We start from the raw sequence: 16,620 nt of genomic DNA, 5'->3' as shown, positions 1-16,620 counted from the left end.
CTACTCGATCCGCACCGTTACACGGGCCGCGCGCCCCTCGGCATCAATCACGGACAGCTGGGAAAACCCAACGCTGAGACGCGGCAACGTCGTCTCGCGCCGGTGTTCCTGTACCCGCAGCGGCGTGCCATTGGCGATCCATGTGAAGGGCGGCTTGCCATCGCGCACCTTGACCGGGATGTCCCCCTCCAGCGCCAAGGTGGCCCCATCCGGCGGAAAGATCAGCTTGGGTGAATCCGGCGCGTCGGAAAACACCGCATCGCGCCCGGTGAAACGGCGCAAGGGTTTGGGCAGTTCGGCTGTTGAGACGATCAGGGTTTCCGGCGGCGGAGGGCCCAGCGGATCAGAGACCTCTTTCAGCCGCTGAAACGCCTCAAACAGGATCGGCGCGGCAAGATCACCACCAAAAGCGCCCGGCACCGGTGTACCGTCAGGCCGCCCGATCCAAACACCCGCCACATGCACCCCGTCAAATCCAATGGCCCAGGCATCGCGGTGGCCATAGGACGTGCCGGTCTTGTAGGCCAGCCGCCGCGGCGGTGCGCCCGCAGGCGGGGCCAGACCCGACAGGATATCGCCCACCTGCCACGCCGCCGCGCGGTTAAGGACTTGCGCGCCTTGCTGGGCCTCATTGTCCACACGCCATGTCAATTCCCGCGCCTGTCCCCCTTGCGCCAGCATCGCGTAAAGCTGCACCAACTCATTCAATGACACACCGACACCACCCAGACCGACAGCCAGCCCGGCCTGATCACCGGGCAGTTCGGGCTGTGTGCCCGCCCGACGCATCACATCCATCAAATGCGCCGGGCCGATCTGATCCAACAGCAGCACGACAGGGATGTTCAAAGATTGGCGAAGCGCCTCAGTCACCGGCAATTCACCCCGGAATTCCCCATCGAAATTCTGTGGCGCGTAGCGACCAAAGGCGACAGGGCGATCATTGATCAATGTCTGGGGATGCGCCAGCCCGCGATCAAACGCCATCGCATAAACCAGCGGTTTCAAGGTCGAGCCGGGAGACCGTTTCGCGCGAGTCATGTCAACAAAGCCTTGCCGCGCCGTATCCGTGCCATAGCCAGCCGAGCCAACCGAGCCCAACACCTCGCCCGTTATGTGATCGGCCAAGACAACAGCAACAGAAAGATCGTCGGGCAGATCGCGCAAAGCCCCTGCAGCCAGAGCTTCAAGCTTGCGCTGCAACGCCTTATCGAGGGTCAATTGATGCGACAGCCGTGCAGGATCTCCGGAGCGGACCAAGTCGGCAAGGTGCGGCGCCAAGGCCGGGAATGGGCGGCGTGTGTTGGGCACCGGTTCGCTGAGCGCGGCTTGCGTTGTCTCGTGGTTCAATACCTGTTGATCCACCATCCGGGCCAACACGCGTTCACGGGCCTCACTGGCGTCCTCGCGATTGCGATCCGGACGGCGATATTCGGGCGCCTGTGGCAGGGCCACCAACAGCGCGGCTTCGGCCGGGGTCAGGCGGCGCGGTTCCTTGCCGAACCACGACAGGGTCGCGGCGCGCACCCCTTCCAGATTGCCGCCATAGGGCGCATGGGTCAGATAAAGCTGCAGGATTTGTGTCTTGCTCAGACGGCGCTCCAATGCCAACGCGACCCGCATCTGGCGCAGCTTGCCGCGTAGCCTGCCGGTGCCACTTTCCTCCAACAAACGCGCCACCTGCATGGTCAGGGTCGACGCGCCCGAGACCACTTCACCATTCCAGACTGCTTGCCCGGCGGCGCGCAGCATGGCCCACAGGTCGACACCGGCATGGCGGTAAAACCGCTGATCCTCATAGGCGATCAGCATGTCGAGATACCCGGCGTCCACCTGATCCGGGGTCACGGCCAGCCGCCAGCGCCCATCGGCCACGGTGTACACCCTCAGAAGCTGTGCATCGCGGTCCCGCACCTCGACCGAGGTTTCGCTGAGCAGCACAGGCAGATCGGTGGCCGAGACCCATTGATCGAACCGGTCCCGCGCGATCCCGGCAATCAGCAAGCCAATCGCCAGCGCAAAGATCAGCCGATCAGGACGCACGGTGCACCTCCCCTTCCCAAAGCCCGGGATAGAGCGTGACAAACCCGCTCTGGTCGACACAAAGCTGCGTTGCATAAGCGGTCTGCTGGGCCGCATAAGAGACGATCTCGGACGACGTGCCGGTATAGGTCTGATCCAACGCAGACAGCACGCAGGACGGATAGCGCAGCCAAGCCGCACGAGTGGTCAAAGAATGATCATCTGCCTTATGCAAGCGGCGCAGTGGCATCAGATTTGTGGCCGGCGTGAAGGCCAGATCGACATCGCGCGCACCGCTGACCTGCGGTTGGATCTGATCATTCATCATCCACCTGTCGCCGTCCCTGTGCAGGGTCAGGCGAATATCCTTCTCGGCATGGGTGCCCGCGATATCAGCACTCAGCGTGTACCAATCCGCATCACAGCGCACCACATAGTCCAGCGCCGCAAAGCCATCGCCATCGTGAAACCGCGCATGGCCGATCAACAACCAACCATCCTCGACCCGCGAGAGGCGGCATTTATCCTCGCCCTCGCGATCCAAAGCGCGCCAGCGGGCCTCGGCGATGGTCTGACCCGGCATAGGTTTACTCGGTCACTTGCATCTGCCCGGTATCTGTCCACGCGCGATAGCTGGGGCGGTACATATCCTCCACAATCGCAGCCGGGTGGTGATAGCTGCCCGGCGACACCGCGCGCACGATATAGGCCAGGTCAAACCCCTGATCCGAACGCCAGTCGACCGCTGCCAAAAACCGGTCCGAGCGGAATTCGGTATGGCGCGCCGAGATTGACTGCAGCCAATCGAGTCCGCGGATATTGGTCGAGCGCAGCAGGTTCGGATTGTCGATCTCAAGCCCCGCAGGCAGAGGATCGTCAATCATCAGCCGCGCCTCGCCCTTCTCGAACGAGTTGACCGTCAGAACCACCACCAGACGGGTGCCGGTGGTCACACTGGACAGGTCCACGACATTGCCATCCATATCGTAATAGCTGCGCGAAATGCTGTAGCCATAACCGCCGGCGGGTTCGGGTACCTCAGGCACACCGATGGTGGTCAGGGTGATATCCGTCTCGGTCGTTGCCGTATTGCGGATCTCTTGCGGCGCTAGGTCAAGCGCATCGAACTTGCGCACAAAGGGTCCGGCCACCGCCTCGCCATTCAGGGTCAGCCCGGCGACCGATGGATCGCTAATCAGCGCGGCCGTGGCCAGCAAGGTCCAGGATTGCTCCTGCGTGGACATATAGGGGCCGGGGGTGCTGAGCGTGTTGGTGAGCGCATCGGCATTGACTGCGGTACTGCCGGCCTCGACCGCAAGCGCCAACACCCCTGCACGATCCCGCAACCTTGTGCCGTAATCGGCCCGCCACAGGGCGGTTTCAAGATTGGTCTCGGCGGCCATCACCCGCATCGCCTGCGCAAACATCCGATCTGCGCGGGTCTGATCGCCATAGGCGGCCAGTGCGGCGCCCAGTTGGGCCGCAGCCAGTGGGGTGGCAAAGGCCTCGGCCTTCACATCCGCGAAATAGCGCAGATCACCCATCCGCGCCGCGCCTTCGCGGGCCAGCACCATCAGGGCATAGGCGATGTCTTCGCCGCCCTTGTCGAAGTCTGGCGCGTAATTCACCCGGTTGCGCAGGTTGTCCATTGCCATGGCGAACGCCTGATCAGGCACGGCATGGCCCTTCTCACGGGCGCGGGACAGGAAATCGCCCACATAGGCATCCAGCCAAAAATCACCCGAACTGGCACGCCAAAGGCCAAAGCCCCCATTGCTGGATTGCCGCGTCAGAACCCGTGCAATCGCCTGATCAATGCGTTTTTCAACCTGATCTGCGTTGCCCATGCCCAACGCCTGCGCCACCTGATTGAAGTAAAGCAGCGGCATGGCCTGTGAGGTCACCTGTTCGGTGCAGCCATAAGGGTAGCGATCCAGTGCTGACAGCAATTGCGGTGCGTTCAGTTTCGACAATGGCCCGGCCGAGACCAGCGCGGTGCCCGATCCCTCCCGCAAGCCGGCAAAGACGTTGTTGTCCAAGGTGAACGTATCGCCCGCCGCCAGCGACAAGCGCCGCGTGGCCGAAATGGAGGGATCGTTGGAGCGCACACCCAGCGTCAGATCCTTGGTCAGTTGCTTGCCATCCGGCGTGGTCAGCGCCACGCGAATGGAGTGATCGCCCACGTCGCCCGCCGTCACCGGCAGTCTCAGAACCGCCTTCTCTTGCGCGCCGAGTTCCAACCCCGAGGGGATGTTGCCCGAAAGCGTCACGCCATCGGCCACTACATCCAGACCCATCCGACCCGTGGGGCCTTCGGCATGGATGATCTCAAGCAAAAGCTGACTTTCATCACCCGGCGCGAGGAACCGTGGCAGGCTGGCGGTCACCACAACAGGATCGCGCACGATCACGTCGCGTTCGGCCTGACCCACAGCCCCGTCAGACCAAGCCACGGCCATCAGCCGCACGGTGCCGTTGAAGTCGGGAATATCAAAGCTGGCCCGCGCCTGCCCGTCTGCACCGACAATCACAGGCCCCGAGAAGAAGGCAACCAATTCTTCGGTGGGGGGTGGCGACTGGCGTTCCAGTCCGTTGCCTGCATCGCCGCCAGACCGGACCTGTCCTTGGGCACCGTTCATGCCATTGATCAGCCGCCCGTAAAGGTCGCGGATTTCCACACCGAGGCGGCGTTGACCAAAGTAGTGGCCCGACGGATCGGGGCTGTCAAAACCCGTCAGGTTCAGGATGCCCAGATCGACGGCGGCCAGGGTAACATATCCGGTCTCACCTTCGGCCAGACCCTCCACGATCACGGCGGGCTCCAATGCGCCGCGTGGCGAGGACAGATCAGGCGCGTCGATGCTGACGCTCAGCTGTTTGTCGCCTGGGTCAATCTTGGCGTAGGACAGGCCGAGCGCGCGCGCCGGGTTCTGCCCTGCCGACACGTCCATGGGCCGGATCACCTGTGCGGTGACATAGGCACCTGCGCCCCACTCATCCGTCACACTCAATGGGATCAGGTTTTCCCCTTCGCTGACCTCGACCGCTTGCATGTCGATCACCTGATTGGACATCACGGTGATCAAAGCGGTGCCCGCATAGCGCGGCACGATGCGCAGGTTCGCCGTCTCACCAGACACATAGCCGGGTTTATCCAGTGACAGCTCAAGCGTATCCGGCGTGCTGGACGCATCGGCGGGCGCGTACCACCCGGCATAGAACTGACGCGAGGCGGCCATGTAAGGCCCATCCAGACGTTCGACCAGCAGCTCGTAATTGCCCCACTCAACCGGGGCGGATACGGCCAAAGGCCCGTCGCCTAAGCTGGCGTCCCCTGTGGCCACGCGTTTGCGGGTGGTGATCGGCTCCCACTCCCAATTGCCGTATTGCTGATACCACTGATAGCGGGTTTCAACGCGGTTCACGGTCCAGCGAACCTGCATCGGCGTCGGCGTCAGATCGACCCCCAAAGAGATCACCTGGAACTCCGCATCGCTGCCCTCGGGCACAACGCCATCAAAGCCCGGTTTGATGCCGATCAGCGGGCCATCGGGGGCTAGCATCCGGGTCATGCGGCGTTCGACCGGGCGGCCAGAGCCTTCGTTGACGCGGATGGTGAATTCCGCCTCATAGGGGCGGTCGGTTTGGTCGGCCTTGGGCAATTCGGCCTGCAGGATCAATTGACCTGCATCATCCGTTGTGCCGCCCGCCAGATAGGATGTGGGGCTGGAAACATAGACGTCATGCCGCCCGAAACGATAGCCGGGGAAGCCCTCCAGCGCGTTGCGGGCGCGCAGCTTGGCGGTGCCTTCCACCTTCAGGCCCGCGCCGGGTGCGCCAAACAGATAGCGCGCATCGACGGTCAAAGGCGTGGTGTCACCGGGACGGATATCGCCCTCTGGCAGCGACAGATCGAAATCAATCCGCTCGGGCAGGAAATCTTCGATCAGCAACTGACGACTGACCAAAGCAGGCGCATCCACATCCGCCTTGATCTGCAAGGTCCACGTGCCGCGCGGGGCGGTTGCCCCGATAGGCAGGTCAAACACATGCCCGCCTGCCTTGTCCTCGCCCGAAAGATGACGGGCATATTCCACGCCATCGGGGCGCATCAGGATCGCGGTCAGCGGCAGGCCGGGAATGGCCTTGGCCACACCATCACGGGCCAGTGCCGTGGCATGGATCACCTCGCCCGCACGGTAGGCGCCGCGATCTGTCGCCAGGAACACATCAATCGGCGGGGCCGCCGGACGTCCCTCAACGCCGCGATCCGACAGATCAAAGGCCGGATCGGTCAGTGAAAGGAACGCCATGTCATTCTCGCCCGCCTCGGCCAGAACCAGCGCCGGGGCAGCCGCCCCCGTGCCACGGGTCAGGCCGGGCGCAAACAGGGCGTGGCCATCGGCATCGGTGGTCAGCGTGCCCAATTCACGGTTGGAACGGGACAGAAGGGTTAGCTTGACGCCCTCCATCGTCGCCGCATCGCCAAGACCCCGCACAAAGACATGCAACCCATCGGTGCCTTTCAGCGTGGTCAGACCCAGATCACTCAGCACAAACCACTGCGTCGCACCGGGATCATCATAAAGCTCGACCCCTTCGATCCGCGCGGTCAGGGCGTAAACGCCGGGTTCCTGCCCGGCCAGAACCTCGCCCAGAGGCAAACGGGTTGTCATGGTCTGGTTCAACTCGTTGCCAACCTCGCCCACTCCGCTCCAGACATCCTCGGCGATCTCATTGGTGAATTCGCGGCTTTGATATTCGCTGAGGGGACGGCCAAAGAAATCCTCCTGAATGGCGCGCATCAGGTTGCGGTCACTGACCCGCCGCAGGTGCAATTCAACCGCGTCCAGATTGACCGTCTCAATCGGCAGGGCCGCATCGGCGGCACGGGGCAACACATAGGCGCGACCCGGGAAACTGACCGAAGGCGAGCGATCCCGCACATAGACCGTCAGGTCCACATCCTTGATCAGGGTCTCGCCACTGGCCGCGGGCAAGCCTTCGCGGAAGGTCACCGTGTAACGCTGGCCATGCTGAGCCCCGTCGATGCAGATCTGCCCGCCATCGGCCTGCACCACCATCCCGGCATCGGGCAGGCGCACGAAAGGCGTATAGTCTTGCCCCGCCTTGATCAGCGGTTCGGAAAACTCGGCGCAGATGCGTGGCGCTGCGGTTTCATTGTCGGCGCGGTGGTCTGTGATGCGGAAACCATATTTTGCAATCGCACTGTCCAGCGCAGCCAGCACATCCTGACGCGGCTGGATCGTCTCGGCCAGGCGCAGGGCGCGCACCATGTCACGGCCCCGCCCGTTGCGCTCCAGCGCATCGGCCATGATCATCAGCGCATTCATCCGCGCCGGATCGTTTTGACCGCGCAGATAGGCATTCACCGAGCCTTGCAGGCCCTGCGCCTGATAGCGACGCTTGGCCGAATTGTCGTCCGTCTTGATCAGCAGGGACAGGCGGGCATATTCCGCCCATTGGTCAGGGGCATCTGTCTCGGCCACAATCGCGCCGGTCCAGCGCATGGCGTTGATGTAATCCTCTTGCGCTATGCGCTCCTGTGCAGCGTCCAGCATGAAGGGCATGTCCCATTGCCCGCCCGGATGACGGCGGCCAATATCACGCGCCAGACTGGTAGCTGCGCGCATATCCCCATCCGACAGAAAGCTCAGTTCACCCCGGCGCTGATCGGCATTGGCCAGAACAGTGGGGTCCGTGGGCAGCATGATCGCCGAAATCGCGCCATCATAGGGTTGCCGCTCGGTCACATCGGATTTCGGGAAGCAGGCATTTGATTTCGTGTTGAACGTATAGGCCTTGCAATCAGGGTTGCCGAAACAGGCGTTTTCACAGGCGGTCCGGGTGGTATCGAACAGCGATTGCAAATCGGCACCGTAGAAATCCACATCCTTGGTGACAACCTGTCGACGGTCCGGCACAGGGCTGTCGGCCACGGCCTGAGCCGCGAAAACGATGATAAAAAGGCACGAAATCAAATGACGGAGCATGGAACCCTCCCTTGTCTATGGCGGCATCGTGCCATGGCCCCCAAGAAGTGGCAACGATTCCCCGGCTTTGCTTAAGGCTCTGTTCACCACAATCGCGGATTGTAGGCAGGGATCAGCAAATTGGTGCGTCGGAGGTCGGGCATGAGCCTTGCCAATAAACTATCGGAAGAACGACGGTCGCGTCTGGCGGCCGAACGCTTGCTTGAACAAAAGCAGGCCGAACTGCACGCCGCGAACCGCAAACTGGGCAAACATGCCCAACAGCTGTCCCATGAAATCGTCGAAACCCGCGCCGAGGTTAAAAACGTCCGCGACGAAAATGAGCGGGTGAAATCCGACCTCAACGAAGCGAACGAAAAGGTCGAACTGCTGGAACGTCGCCTGTGGCATTCGATTGAGACGATCCAGGACGGGTTCGCGTTTTTTGATTCCGACAGCCGCATGATCGCGGGCAATGACGCCTGGCTCAGCGTTTTTGACGGGCTTGAGGCTGTCCAACCCGGCATCAGCTATGTCGAGTTGCTGCAATTCGCCACCGAGGAAGGGATCGTGGACATTGGTGATCTGTCCCCGGCGGAATGGCGCGAAAAGATGCTGGACCGCTGGCAGAGCCCTAATCCCGAACCCGAGGTGGTGCGCCTCTGGAACGGTGCCTATATCAAGTTTTTCGATCAACGCGGGCATGGCGGTGACGTGGTCAGCCTGGCCATGAACATCACGGATACAGTTCGCTATGAAGAACGCCTGAAAGAGGCCCGCCGCAAGGCCGAGGCGGCCAGCCGGGCAAAATCATCCTTCCTGGCCAACATGAGTCACGAAATCCGCACGCCGATGAACGGTGTCGTGGGCATGGCTGACCTTCTGAAAGACACCGAACTTGACGACGAACAATTGCTTTATGCCGAAACGATCAAGAACTCGGGCGAGGCATTGTTGGTGATTATCAACGATGTGCTGGACTACTCCAAGATCGAGGCGGAAAAGCTGGTGCTGCTTTCCGATCCCTTCGATCTGGAGCGCACCATTCACGAGTTGATTATGCTGATGCAACCCACCGCACGTGACAAGGGGTTGGAGCTGCTGGTGGACTACGACATGTTCCTGCCCACCATGTTCAACGGCGATCGCGGGCGCATCCGGCAGATTATTACCAACCTGATGGGCAACGCGGTCAAATTCACTGAAAGCGGCCATGTGCTGATCCGGGTTGTCGGTGTGCCCTCTCAGGACGGGGCCGAGGCCCGCGTGCATATCACCATCGAGGATACCGGCATCGGCATCCCCGCAGACAAGGTCGACCATATCTTTGGCGAGTTTAACCAGGTCGATGATGAGCAGAACCGCAAATACGAGGGCACCGGCCTTGGCCTGGCTATTTCGCTTAAACTGATCCGTATCATGGACGGTGAAATCTGGGTGGATTCCGAAGAGGGCGAGGGATCGTCTTTCGGGATTTCCCTGCCCTTGCCCGTCGCCGAAGAGGTCGAACCGGAATACCCTCGTAAACCCGCTCATATCGACACGGCTTTGGTTGTGGACCCGCTTGAGGCCAATAGCGCCATTATCGAAAAACAACTGAAGGTGATGGGGGTCAGCGCCACCATCTGCACCTCTGGGGCTGACGCTCTGGCAAAGCTTGATGATAGCGTCGATCTGGTGCTGACCGACCATAACATGCCCGGGATGGACGGATTGGAACTCGCCGAAGCCATGCATGAGAAAGGCCACCCCGCCGCTGTCATCCTGCTCAGCCACAACACGGGGTCAGCCGCGCAGGACCCGGCCCATCGGCATCTGCATGCGGTGTTGCAAAAGCCCGTGCCACGGCGCGAGTTGTTCAAGGCGCTGGACAGCCTGGAAAAACCTGAACAGGATACCAAAACGGTCCTGGCCGAGGCAGCCAGCGACCCCCTGCCCGAGGCCGAAGCAAAAACATCCGACATTCCCGTCAACCGACCGATCCGAGTGTTGGCGGCGGAGGACAACAAGACCAACCGGCTGGTGTTTTCGAAAATGGTCAAAGCCCTCGATATCGACCTGAAGTTTGCCGAAAACGGGATTGAGGCAGTTGATCTTTACCAGTCCTTCGCGCCCGACATCGTCTTTACCGATATCTCCATGCCCGAAATGGATGGTAAAGAAGCGACCCGCAAAATCCGCGAGCTTGAGGCGACATCCGGCACGCGCGTGCCGGTGATCGCCATGACCGCCCACGCGATGGATGGCGACGAGGACAGCATTTTATCCGCCGGGGTCGACACCTATCTGACCAAACCATTGAAAAAGGCCCTGATCATCAAAGAAGTGGTTAAGGTTTGGCAAGACGGCCTGCGCCACCCTTTGGGCGAGGATCAGTCCGCCACCTGATCCCGAAGGAACACCAGCCTGTCGCCCTCGGACATGTTCGGCTGATACCTGTAACCGCCAGTGTCAAACTCTTTCAGCGCCTCAACATCTGTCAAACGATGCTGAATGATATAGCGCGCCATCGCGCCACGCGCCTTCTTGGCATAGAAACTGACGATCTTGGGTGTGCCTGCCTTCATCTCCATGAACACCGGGGTGATCACCCGCAGGTCCAGAGCGTCCGGGGCCACTGCACCGAAATATTCCTGGCTGGCGCAATTGACCAGAATGTCGGTTTTCACCGCCTGCCCTTGCGCATTCAGCGCCTCGGAAATCTGGTTGCCCCAATACTCATACAGCGACTTGCCGCGCGGGGTTTTCAGACGGCTGCCCATTTCCAGACGATAGGGCTGAATGGCATCAAGCGGGCGGAGCACCCCATACAGCCCTGACAGGATACGCAGATGATCCTGCGCCCATGCCATTTCATCGCCGTCCAGTGAACTGGCTTCCAGCCCCTGATAGGTGTCCCCCGCAAAGGCCAGTGCAGCGGGTTTCTGCTCCATCGAGCCGAAATTCTCAAATCGCTCGGCATTCAGTTTCGCCAGCGGTTCGCTGATATGCATCAATTTCTGCAAGTCTGCGACCGATAGATCGCGGGCCACGCCGGCCAGCTCATCCGCCTCGGCCAGAAAATCCGGCGCGCTTGGGGTAACCCCGTCCACCGCATCCATGTCCAGTTTCTTTGCCGGTGAAACCACTACTAGCATCGCGCCTTGCCCCTTAAGAATTGCCTCTGTGACGATCTAGTCCGCTTCGGCCAGAACGTCCAGAAATGCGGGGCCAAATCGCTGCGCCCGTTTGTCGCCCAGAAGGCGCTCCATCTCGCCCGCGTCACGCGGGCGGTGTGAGGCGACCTTGGCCAAAAGTGACGCCGAACAGCTGAGCGGTTTTTGCGTCCCGCAATCCCCGCGCGACAGATCGGCCTGCACCTGCAACAGCTGATCATAAACAGTGCCCGCCGCGCGGCCCGCCAGTTTGCGCCGTGTGGGATGCACGGCCTCGGCGGCCCCGTTGATCACCGCCAGAAACGCATCGCCATAGCGATCCAGTTTTTTCGCCCCGACCCCCGTGATCGCGGCCATGCCATCAAGGCTGGCGGGGCGTTGTTCGGCCATTTCAATCAGGGTGCGGTCGTTGAACACGATATAGGCGGGCACCTTGGCGGCCTCGGCCAGCGCGCGGCGCTGCGCCTTGAGCGCCGAGAGCAGCGGCGCATCCTCATCTGAAACCAGCGCCTTGACCGCAGGCTGACGCGTTTTGCTCACCAATGTGTCGCGCCGCAGGGTGATATCAGCCTCGCCCCGCAGGATCGGCAGGGCCGCATCGGTCATGCGCAAGCCACCGTGGCGTTCAGGATCAGGGCGGATCAGATCATGCCCCATCATCTGGCGGAATACACCCTGCCAACCGCGCTTATCGGTGTCGCGACCGACCCCGAAGGTGGGCAAGTCCTGATGGCCCCGCGCCAGCACTTTCTCGGTTTCATGGCCCATCAACACGTCGATCAGATGCCCGGTGCCGAACCATTCACCCGTGCGCAGGATAGCCGACAGCGCCTTGCGCACCGCTTCGGTGCCGTCAAAACACTCGGGCGGGGTGGCGCAGAGATCGCAATGGTTGCACGCCTCCGCCTCTTCCCCGAAATACCCCAGCAAAGTTTTACGCCGGCACTCCAACGCCTCGGCCAGACCCAGCAAGGCATTCAGCCGCGCATGATCTGCCATGCGCCGTTCAGGCGGGGCCAGCCCTTCGTCAATCTGGGCACGGCGCAGGCGGATATCATCGGCGCCAAACAGGGTCAGCGTTTCGGCTGGCGCGCCATCCCGGCCCGCGCGGCCAATCTCCTGATAGTAGGATTCGATGGATTTGGGCAGGTCAGCATGGGCCACCCAGCGGATATCGGGCTTGTCCACGCCCATCCCGAAGGCCACCGTGGCCACAACGACCAGACCGTCCTCGGCACTGAACCGCGTCTCGACGATGCGACGTTCCTCGGCCTCCATCCCGCCGTGATAATGGCAGGCATTGTGCCCCGCTTCGCGCAAGGCACCCGCGAGGGTCTCGGTCTTGGCACGGGTCCCGCAGTAAACGATACCTGACTGCCCCTTGCGTGGAGCAGCAAAGTCAAGAATCTGGCGGCGCGGACTGTCCTTGGCGGCAAAGGCCAAATGGATATTGGGCCGATCAAACCCGCGCAGGAAGCTTTGCGGCGGCTCGCCATCAAACAGTTTCTCAACAATCTCGTCGCGGGTCTCCGCATCCGCCGTGGCGGTGAACGCGGCCAATGGTACGTTCAGCGCGCGGCGCAGCTCGCCAATACGCAGATAATCCGGGCGGAAATCATGGCCCCATTGCGAGACGCAATGCGCCTCATCAACCGCAATCATACTGACCCCAATGCGGCGCAACATGCCCATGGCCGATCCGGCGGCAAGGCGTTCCGGGGCGATGTAGAGAAGTTTCAGACGCCCCGCATCCAGCGCCTGCCAAACCGCCTCGGTTTCCTCATCGGTATTGCCCGAGGTCAGCGCGCCTGCTTCGACCCCGACGGCGCGCAGGCCGCGCACCTGATCCCGCATCAGGGCGATCAGCGGCGAGATCACCACTGTGACCCCCTCGCGCATCAAGGCAGGCAATTGAAAACAAAGGGATTTACCACCTCCCGTCGGCATAATGGCCAGCACGTTCTGACCTTGCGTGACGGCCGATACGATCTCTTCCTGCCCAGGGCGAAAGGCATCGAATCCGAACACGTCTTTCAGCAGCGTGGCAGCGCCTGTCATGGGGTCCTGTTACGGTTTGTTTATCTGCTCTTGGATAAACATTTTCATATTAGTGAGACGTAAACAAGACCCCGAAGGCGCTTAAGCGAACCCGAAAATCACCGGCAGGATATAGGCCCGCAACGAGATCACTATCAGCAGCGCAACCAGAGGGGCCAGGTCGAGCGGCCGCGTATCTGGAAGGACTCGGCGGATGGGCTGATAGATTGGCTCCAGCAGTCGGTTCAGACCATACCAGACCTGCGCGACAAACTGCTGATGCAGGTTCAGCACCTGGAAATTGATAAGCCAGCTCATGATGATGTGGATGATCATCACGAAGTAGACGACGCTCAGGATCAGATCGAGCGGTCCATAGATTGCCAACATGCTGCGTTCCTTTGATCAGATTGCCCAACAGGTAGGCGCAACCGCGCCCAAGCGCAAGCATTGACGCCGGGTCGTAGTTGACGTGCCTGCCCCCTTGGTCAATGTCCCAACAAAAGGAGACCGTCAATGTACCCTGTTGTCCGCATGCTCTGGCAGCTGTTCAAACACCGCAACTCGGCGCCGTTGCCGCTGACCGGCATGCATGTGTCGCATCATTATTGCCTGCCATGGGATATCGATCTGTGGATGGAGTTGAACAACGGGCGCACCCTGACGCTGTTTGACCTGGGCCGTATTCCGCTGGCCCGGCGTGTCGGGCTGGTGAGCGCGTTGCAAAAGAATCGCTGGGGGCTGACCATGGCGGGGGCATCGGTGCGCTATCGTCGCCGGGTACGCGCGTTTGAGAGGATCGAGATGCGCTCGCGCGCACTGTGCTGGGATGACAGGTTCATGTATCTCGAACAATCCATGTGGAAGAAGAACGGCGAGTGCGCCAATCACATCCTTTATCGTTCGGCGGTCACCGGCAAAGACGGGATCGTTCCCCCGATCAAAGTGCTGGAAGCATTGGGGGCCGACACTGATACCCCTGTGATGCCCGCATGGGTCGCCAGCTGGATCGCCTCGGAAGACCGGCGCCCCTGGCCGCCAATGCAGGATTGACTTGCCTGCATGTGAAAAGCCCTGTCATATCCGACCGAACAGGGGGACACATATGGCCGACATTTCGCCGCGCAAACGCATCTGGGGCTGGTATTTCTTTGACTGGGCCAGCCAGCCCTATCACACGTTGCTGGTCACCTTCATCTTCGCCCCTTTCTTCGCCGGGGTCGCCGCCGATTACTTCATGGCCTCGGGGTTGGGAGAAGACGCGGCGGACGCGCGCGCCCAGAGCATGTGGTCTTGGTGCCTGACAATCACCGGCCTGATCATCGGGCTTGGTGCGCCGTTTCTTGGGGCGCTGGCCGATACGGCCGGGCGGCGAAAACCCTATATCGTTCTCTTCACGGTGATGGCCGTGATTGGGGCCTCGGGGCTGTGGTGGACCAATCCGGACGGGTCGAACCTCTGGTGGGCGCTTGTCGCCTTTGGGTTCGGCTTTATTGGCGCAGAGTACGCATTGATCTTCGTGAATTCGCAACTCCCTTCGCTGGGGGATGACAAAGATGTCGGCGCGATTTCCGGCTCGGGTTTTGCCTTTGGCTACATCGGTGGTGTCGTTTCGCTGTTCATCATGTTGCTGCTCTTTGTGGAACAGCCCAGCGGCAAGACCCTGATCGGACTGGATCCGGGGCTGGGCCTTTTTGACGCCGAAACGAAAGAGGGCACCCGCTTTGTCGGCCCGTTCACGGCGCTTTGGTTGATCATTTTCATGGTCCCCTACTTTCGCTGGGTCAGCGATATCGGCCCCAAACGACAAGGCCGCGGCATGGGTGATGCCCTGCGCCTTCTGGGACGCTCCATCACAAACTTAAAAAATCGTATCAGCCTCAGCGTCTATCTGGGTTCGTCGATGTTCTATCGCGATGCGCTGAACGGGCTCTATGGCTTCGGCGGCACCTACGCGCGGCTGGTGCTCAACTGGGAGTTGGCCTCGATCGGGATATTCGGCATCGTCGGCGCGGTCGCAGCGGCGGTGTTTTCCTGGGTCGGTGGGCGGCTTGACCGCGCATTCGGACCCAAGCCTGTCATCATCTGCTCAATCCTTGGACTAATCGCTGTGTGCTCCACTATCGTCAGCATGGATCGCGAGCAGTTATTCGGCATACCGCTGGCCGAAGGCTCCACCCTGCCCGACACGATTTTCTTCGGCTGTGGCGTACTGATCGGAGGTCTGGGTGGTGTTCTTCAGGCAGCCAGCCGATCCCTGATGGTGCGCCACACCGACCCGTCGGCCCCAACCGAAAGCTTTGGGCTTTATGGCCTGTCCGGGCGTGCCACGGCGTTCATGGCCCCGGCCCTGATCGGGACAGTCACCACCATGAGCGGAAGCGCGCGGCTAGGCATTTCACCGGTAATTGTGCTTTTCCTCATTGGCTTGGTCCTGTTACTCTGGGTCAAAGCGGAAGGGGATAAAGAGACATGGGCCGTACGTTAACCCTGATTTTCCTGACCATGGTGTTGGCTAGTTGCGTCGGCTCGGCTCCCGAGCGAAAGACGACTGCCGCCGCGCCAAGGGCCACGATTTCCTCGCAAAGCGTGCCCGCCTCGATGCAAGGTGTGCAGGCCAAGCAGCTGTTTGGCGCGAAAAGCACCGGTTCAAGCCAGGCCGCGCAGCCATTTGGCGGCTATTCCAAGGGCTGTATCGCGGGCGCCCAGCAACTGGCCGAAACCGGCCCCACATGGCAGGCCATGCGCCTCAGCCGCAATCGCAATTGGGCGCACCCCACCACGATTGATTACGTCAAGAAACTATCGAAATTCGCCGCCTCTCAACCCGGTTGGGCCGGGCTTTACATTGGCGACATGAGCCAGCCGCGCGGTGGTCCGATGCTGACCGGGCATCGCAGCCATCAGAGTGGCATGGATATCGATATCTGGATGCTGCCGCCCCAAAGGCTAAACCTGACCCGGACCGAGCGCGAAAGCATCTCGTCCATCTCGATGCGCCGCGGCAAAGGCGCCTATACCAACAGCAACTGGACCCGTCAGCATCACGAGATCATCAAGGCCGCGGCCAAGGACTCCCGCACGGCCCGGATTTTCGTCTTTCCGGGTGCCAAGGTGAAGATGTGCAATGATGAGAAGGGGGATCGCTCGTGGCTGCGCAAGGTGCGCCCATGGTGGGGCCATCACTATCACTTTCATGTCCGCCTGAATTGTCCGGCCGGAGCCAGCGGCTGCATCAATCAGGATCCGCCCCCCGCAGGTGACGGATGCGCCGATGCGCAGCAATGGGTGGATAACATCCTCAATCCGCCGCCGCCCGATCCCAACGCGCCCGCGCCAAAACCACGGCGCGAGTTGACGATGAAAGATTTGCCCGGGCAATGCGTGACGGTGCTGCAAAGTCCCTGAACGCC

At 61.3% G+C, this 16,620-nt stretch carries 10 protein-coding genes; 4 read left to right on the top strand and 6 right to left on the bottom strand.

What is annotated here, in order from left to right; all coding sequences use genetic code 11:
- From pbpC to V6N02_RS08830, 3 genes are read right to left on the bottom strand one after another with little or no spacing between them, the layout of a single operon-like run.
- Positions 1–2,043, bottom strand: a complete 2,043-nt coding sequence (gene pbpC, locus V6N02_RS08840) for a penicillin-binding protein 1C (protein ID WP_371225173.1) — start codon at positions 2,041–2,043, stop codon at positions 1–3.
- A complete protein-coding gene (locus V6N02_RS08835) occupies positions 2,033–2,605 on the bottom strand; it encodes a putative glycolipid-binding domain-containing protein (RefSeq protein WP_371225172.1) in 573 nt (190 codons plus the stop codon). Before V6N02_RS08835 ends, pbpC begins: the two co-directional genes overlap by 11 nt.
- 4 nt (positions 2,606–2,609) lie before the next feature.
- Positions 2,610–8,036 carry an alpha-2-macroglobulin family protein gene (locus tag V6N02_RS08830; RefSeq protein WP_371225171.1) on the bottom strand — a complete coding sequence of 1,809 codons (5,427 nt, stop codon included), beginning with the start codon at positions 8,034–8,036 and terminating at the stop codon, positions 2,610–2,612.
- A 141-nt stretch (positions 8,037–8,177) separates the two neighbouring features.
- Between V6N02_RS08830 and V6N02_RS08825 the strand changes: the two genes are divergently transcribed.
- A complete protein-coding gene (locus V6N02_RS08825) occupies positions 8,178–10,403 on the top strand; it encodes a response regulator (protein ID WP_371225170.1) in 2,226 nt (741 codons plus the stop codon).
- On the opposite strand, the gene yaaA is transcribed toward V6N02_RS08825, so the two are convergent.
- From yaaA to V6N02_RS08810, 3 genes are all read right to left on the bottom strand, one after another.
- Entirely contained in the window at positions 10,388–11,152 is a 765-nt protein-coding gene (gene yaaA / locus V6N02_RS08820; protein ID WP_371225169.1) for a peroxide stress protein YaaA, read from the bottom strand. The genes V6N02_RS08825 and yaaA overlap by 16 nt on opposite strands.
- A gap of 36 nt (positions 11,153–11,188) precedes the next feature.
- A complete protein-coding gene (gene recQ, locus V6N02_RS08815; RefSeq protein WP_371225167.1) occupies positions 11,189–13,228 on the bottom strand; it encodes a DNA helicase RecQ in 2,040 nt (679 codons plus the stop codon).
- A gap of 81 nt (positions 13,229–13,309) precedes the next feature.
- On the bottom strand, positions 13,310–13,597 hold the full coding sequence (locus V6N02_RS08810) for a YggT family protein (protein ID WP_371225166.1): 288 nt from the start codon (positions 13,595–13,597) through the stop codon (positions 13,310–13,312).
- A 126-nt stretch (positions 13,598–13,723) separates the two neighbouring features.
- Here V6N02_RS08810 and V6N02_RS08805 point away from each other — a divergent pair, with 126 nt between their 5' ends.
- From V6N02_RS08805 to mepA, 3 genes are read left to right on the top strand one after another with little or no spacing between them, the layout of a single operon-like run.
- The gene (locus V6N02_RS08805) at positions 13,724–14,260 is read left to right on the top strand and encodes an acyl-CoA thioesterase (protein WP_371225165.1); all 537 of its coding nucleotides are present in this window, start codon (positions 13,724–13,726) and stop codon (positions 14,258–14,260) included.
- A gap of 52 nt (positions 14,261–14,312) precedes the next feature.
- A complete protein-coding gene (locus tag V6N02_RS08800; RefSeq protein ID WP_371225164.1) occupies positions 14,313–15,695 on the top strand; it encodes an MFS transporter in 1,383 nt (460 codons plus the stop codon).
- On the top strand, positions 15,680–16,615 hold the full coding sequence (mepA, locus tag V6N02_RS08795) for a penicillin-insensitive murein endopeptidase (protein WP_371225163.1): 936 nt from the start codon (positions 15,680–15,682) through the stop codon (positions 16,613–16,615). Before V6N02_RS08800 ends, mepA begins: the two co-directional genes overlap by 16 nt.
- Positions 16,616–16,620: the final 5 nt, after the last annotated feature.

This window comes from Roseovarius conchicola, assembly GCF_041403425.1.
Classification (GTDB): domain Bacteria; phylum Pseudomonadota; class Alphaproteobacteria; order Rhodobacterales; family Rhodobacteraceae; genus Roseovarius; species Roseovarius conchicola.
Note: the sequence above shows the minus strand (reverse complement) of the source record. Positions and strands in the feature narration are given on the sequence as shown.

Excerpts from the sequence above, each read along its gene's own strand:
- V6N02_RS08835 (WP_371225172.1), bottom strand. The coding sequence starts at position 2,605 with ATGCCGGGTCAGACCATCGCCGAGGCCCGCTGGCGCGCTTTGGATCGC.
- V6N02_RS08830 (WP_371225171.1), bottom strand. The coding sequence starts at position 8,036 with ATGCTCCGTCATTTGATTTCGTGCCTTTTTATCATCGTTTTCGCGGCT.
- V6N02_RS08825 (WP_371225170.1), top strand. The coding sequence starts at position 8,178 with ATGAGCCTTGCCAATAAACTATCGGAAGAACGACGGTCGCGTCTGGCG.
- yaaA (WP_371225169.1), bottom strand. The coding sequence starts at position 11,152 with ATGCTAGTAGTGGTTTCACCGGCAAAGAAACTGGACATGGATGCGGTG.
- recQ (WP_371225167.1), bottom strand. The coding sequence starts at position 13,228 with ATGACAGGCGCTGCCACGCTGCTGAAAGACGTGTTCGGATTCGATGCC.
- V6N02_RS08810 (WP_371225166.1), bottom strand. The coding sequence starts at position 13,597 with ATGTTGGCAATCTATGGACCGCTCGATCTGATCCTGAGCGTCGTCTAC.
- V6N02_RS08805 (WP_371225165.1), top strand. The coding sequence starts at position 13,724 with ATGTACCCTGTTGTCCGCATGCTCTGGCAGCTGTTCAAACACCGCAAC.
- V6N02_RS08800 (WP_371225164.1), top strand. The coding sequence starts at position 14,313 with ATGGCCGACATTTCGCCGCGCAAACGCATCTGGGGCTGGTATTTCTTT.
- mepA (WP_371225163.1), top strand. The coding sequence starts at position 15,680 with ATGGGCCGTACGTTAACCCTGATTTTCCTGACCATGGTGTTGGCTAGT.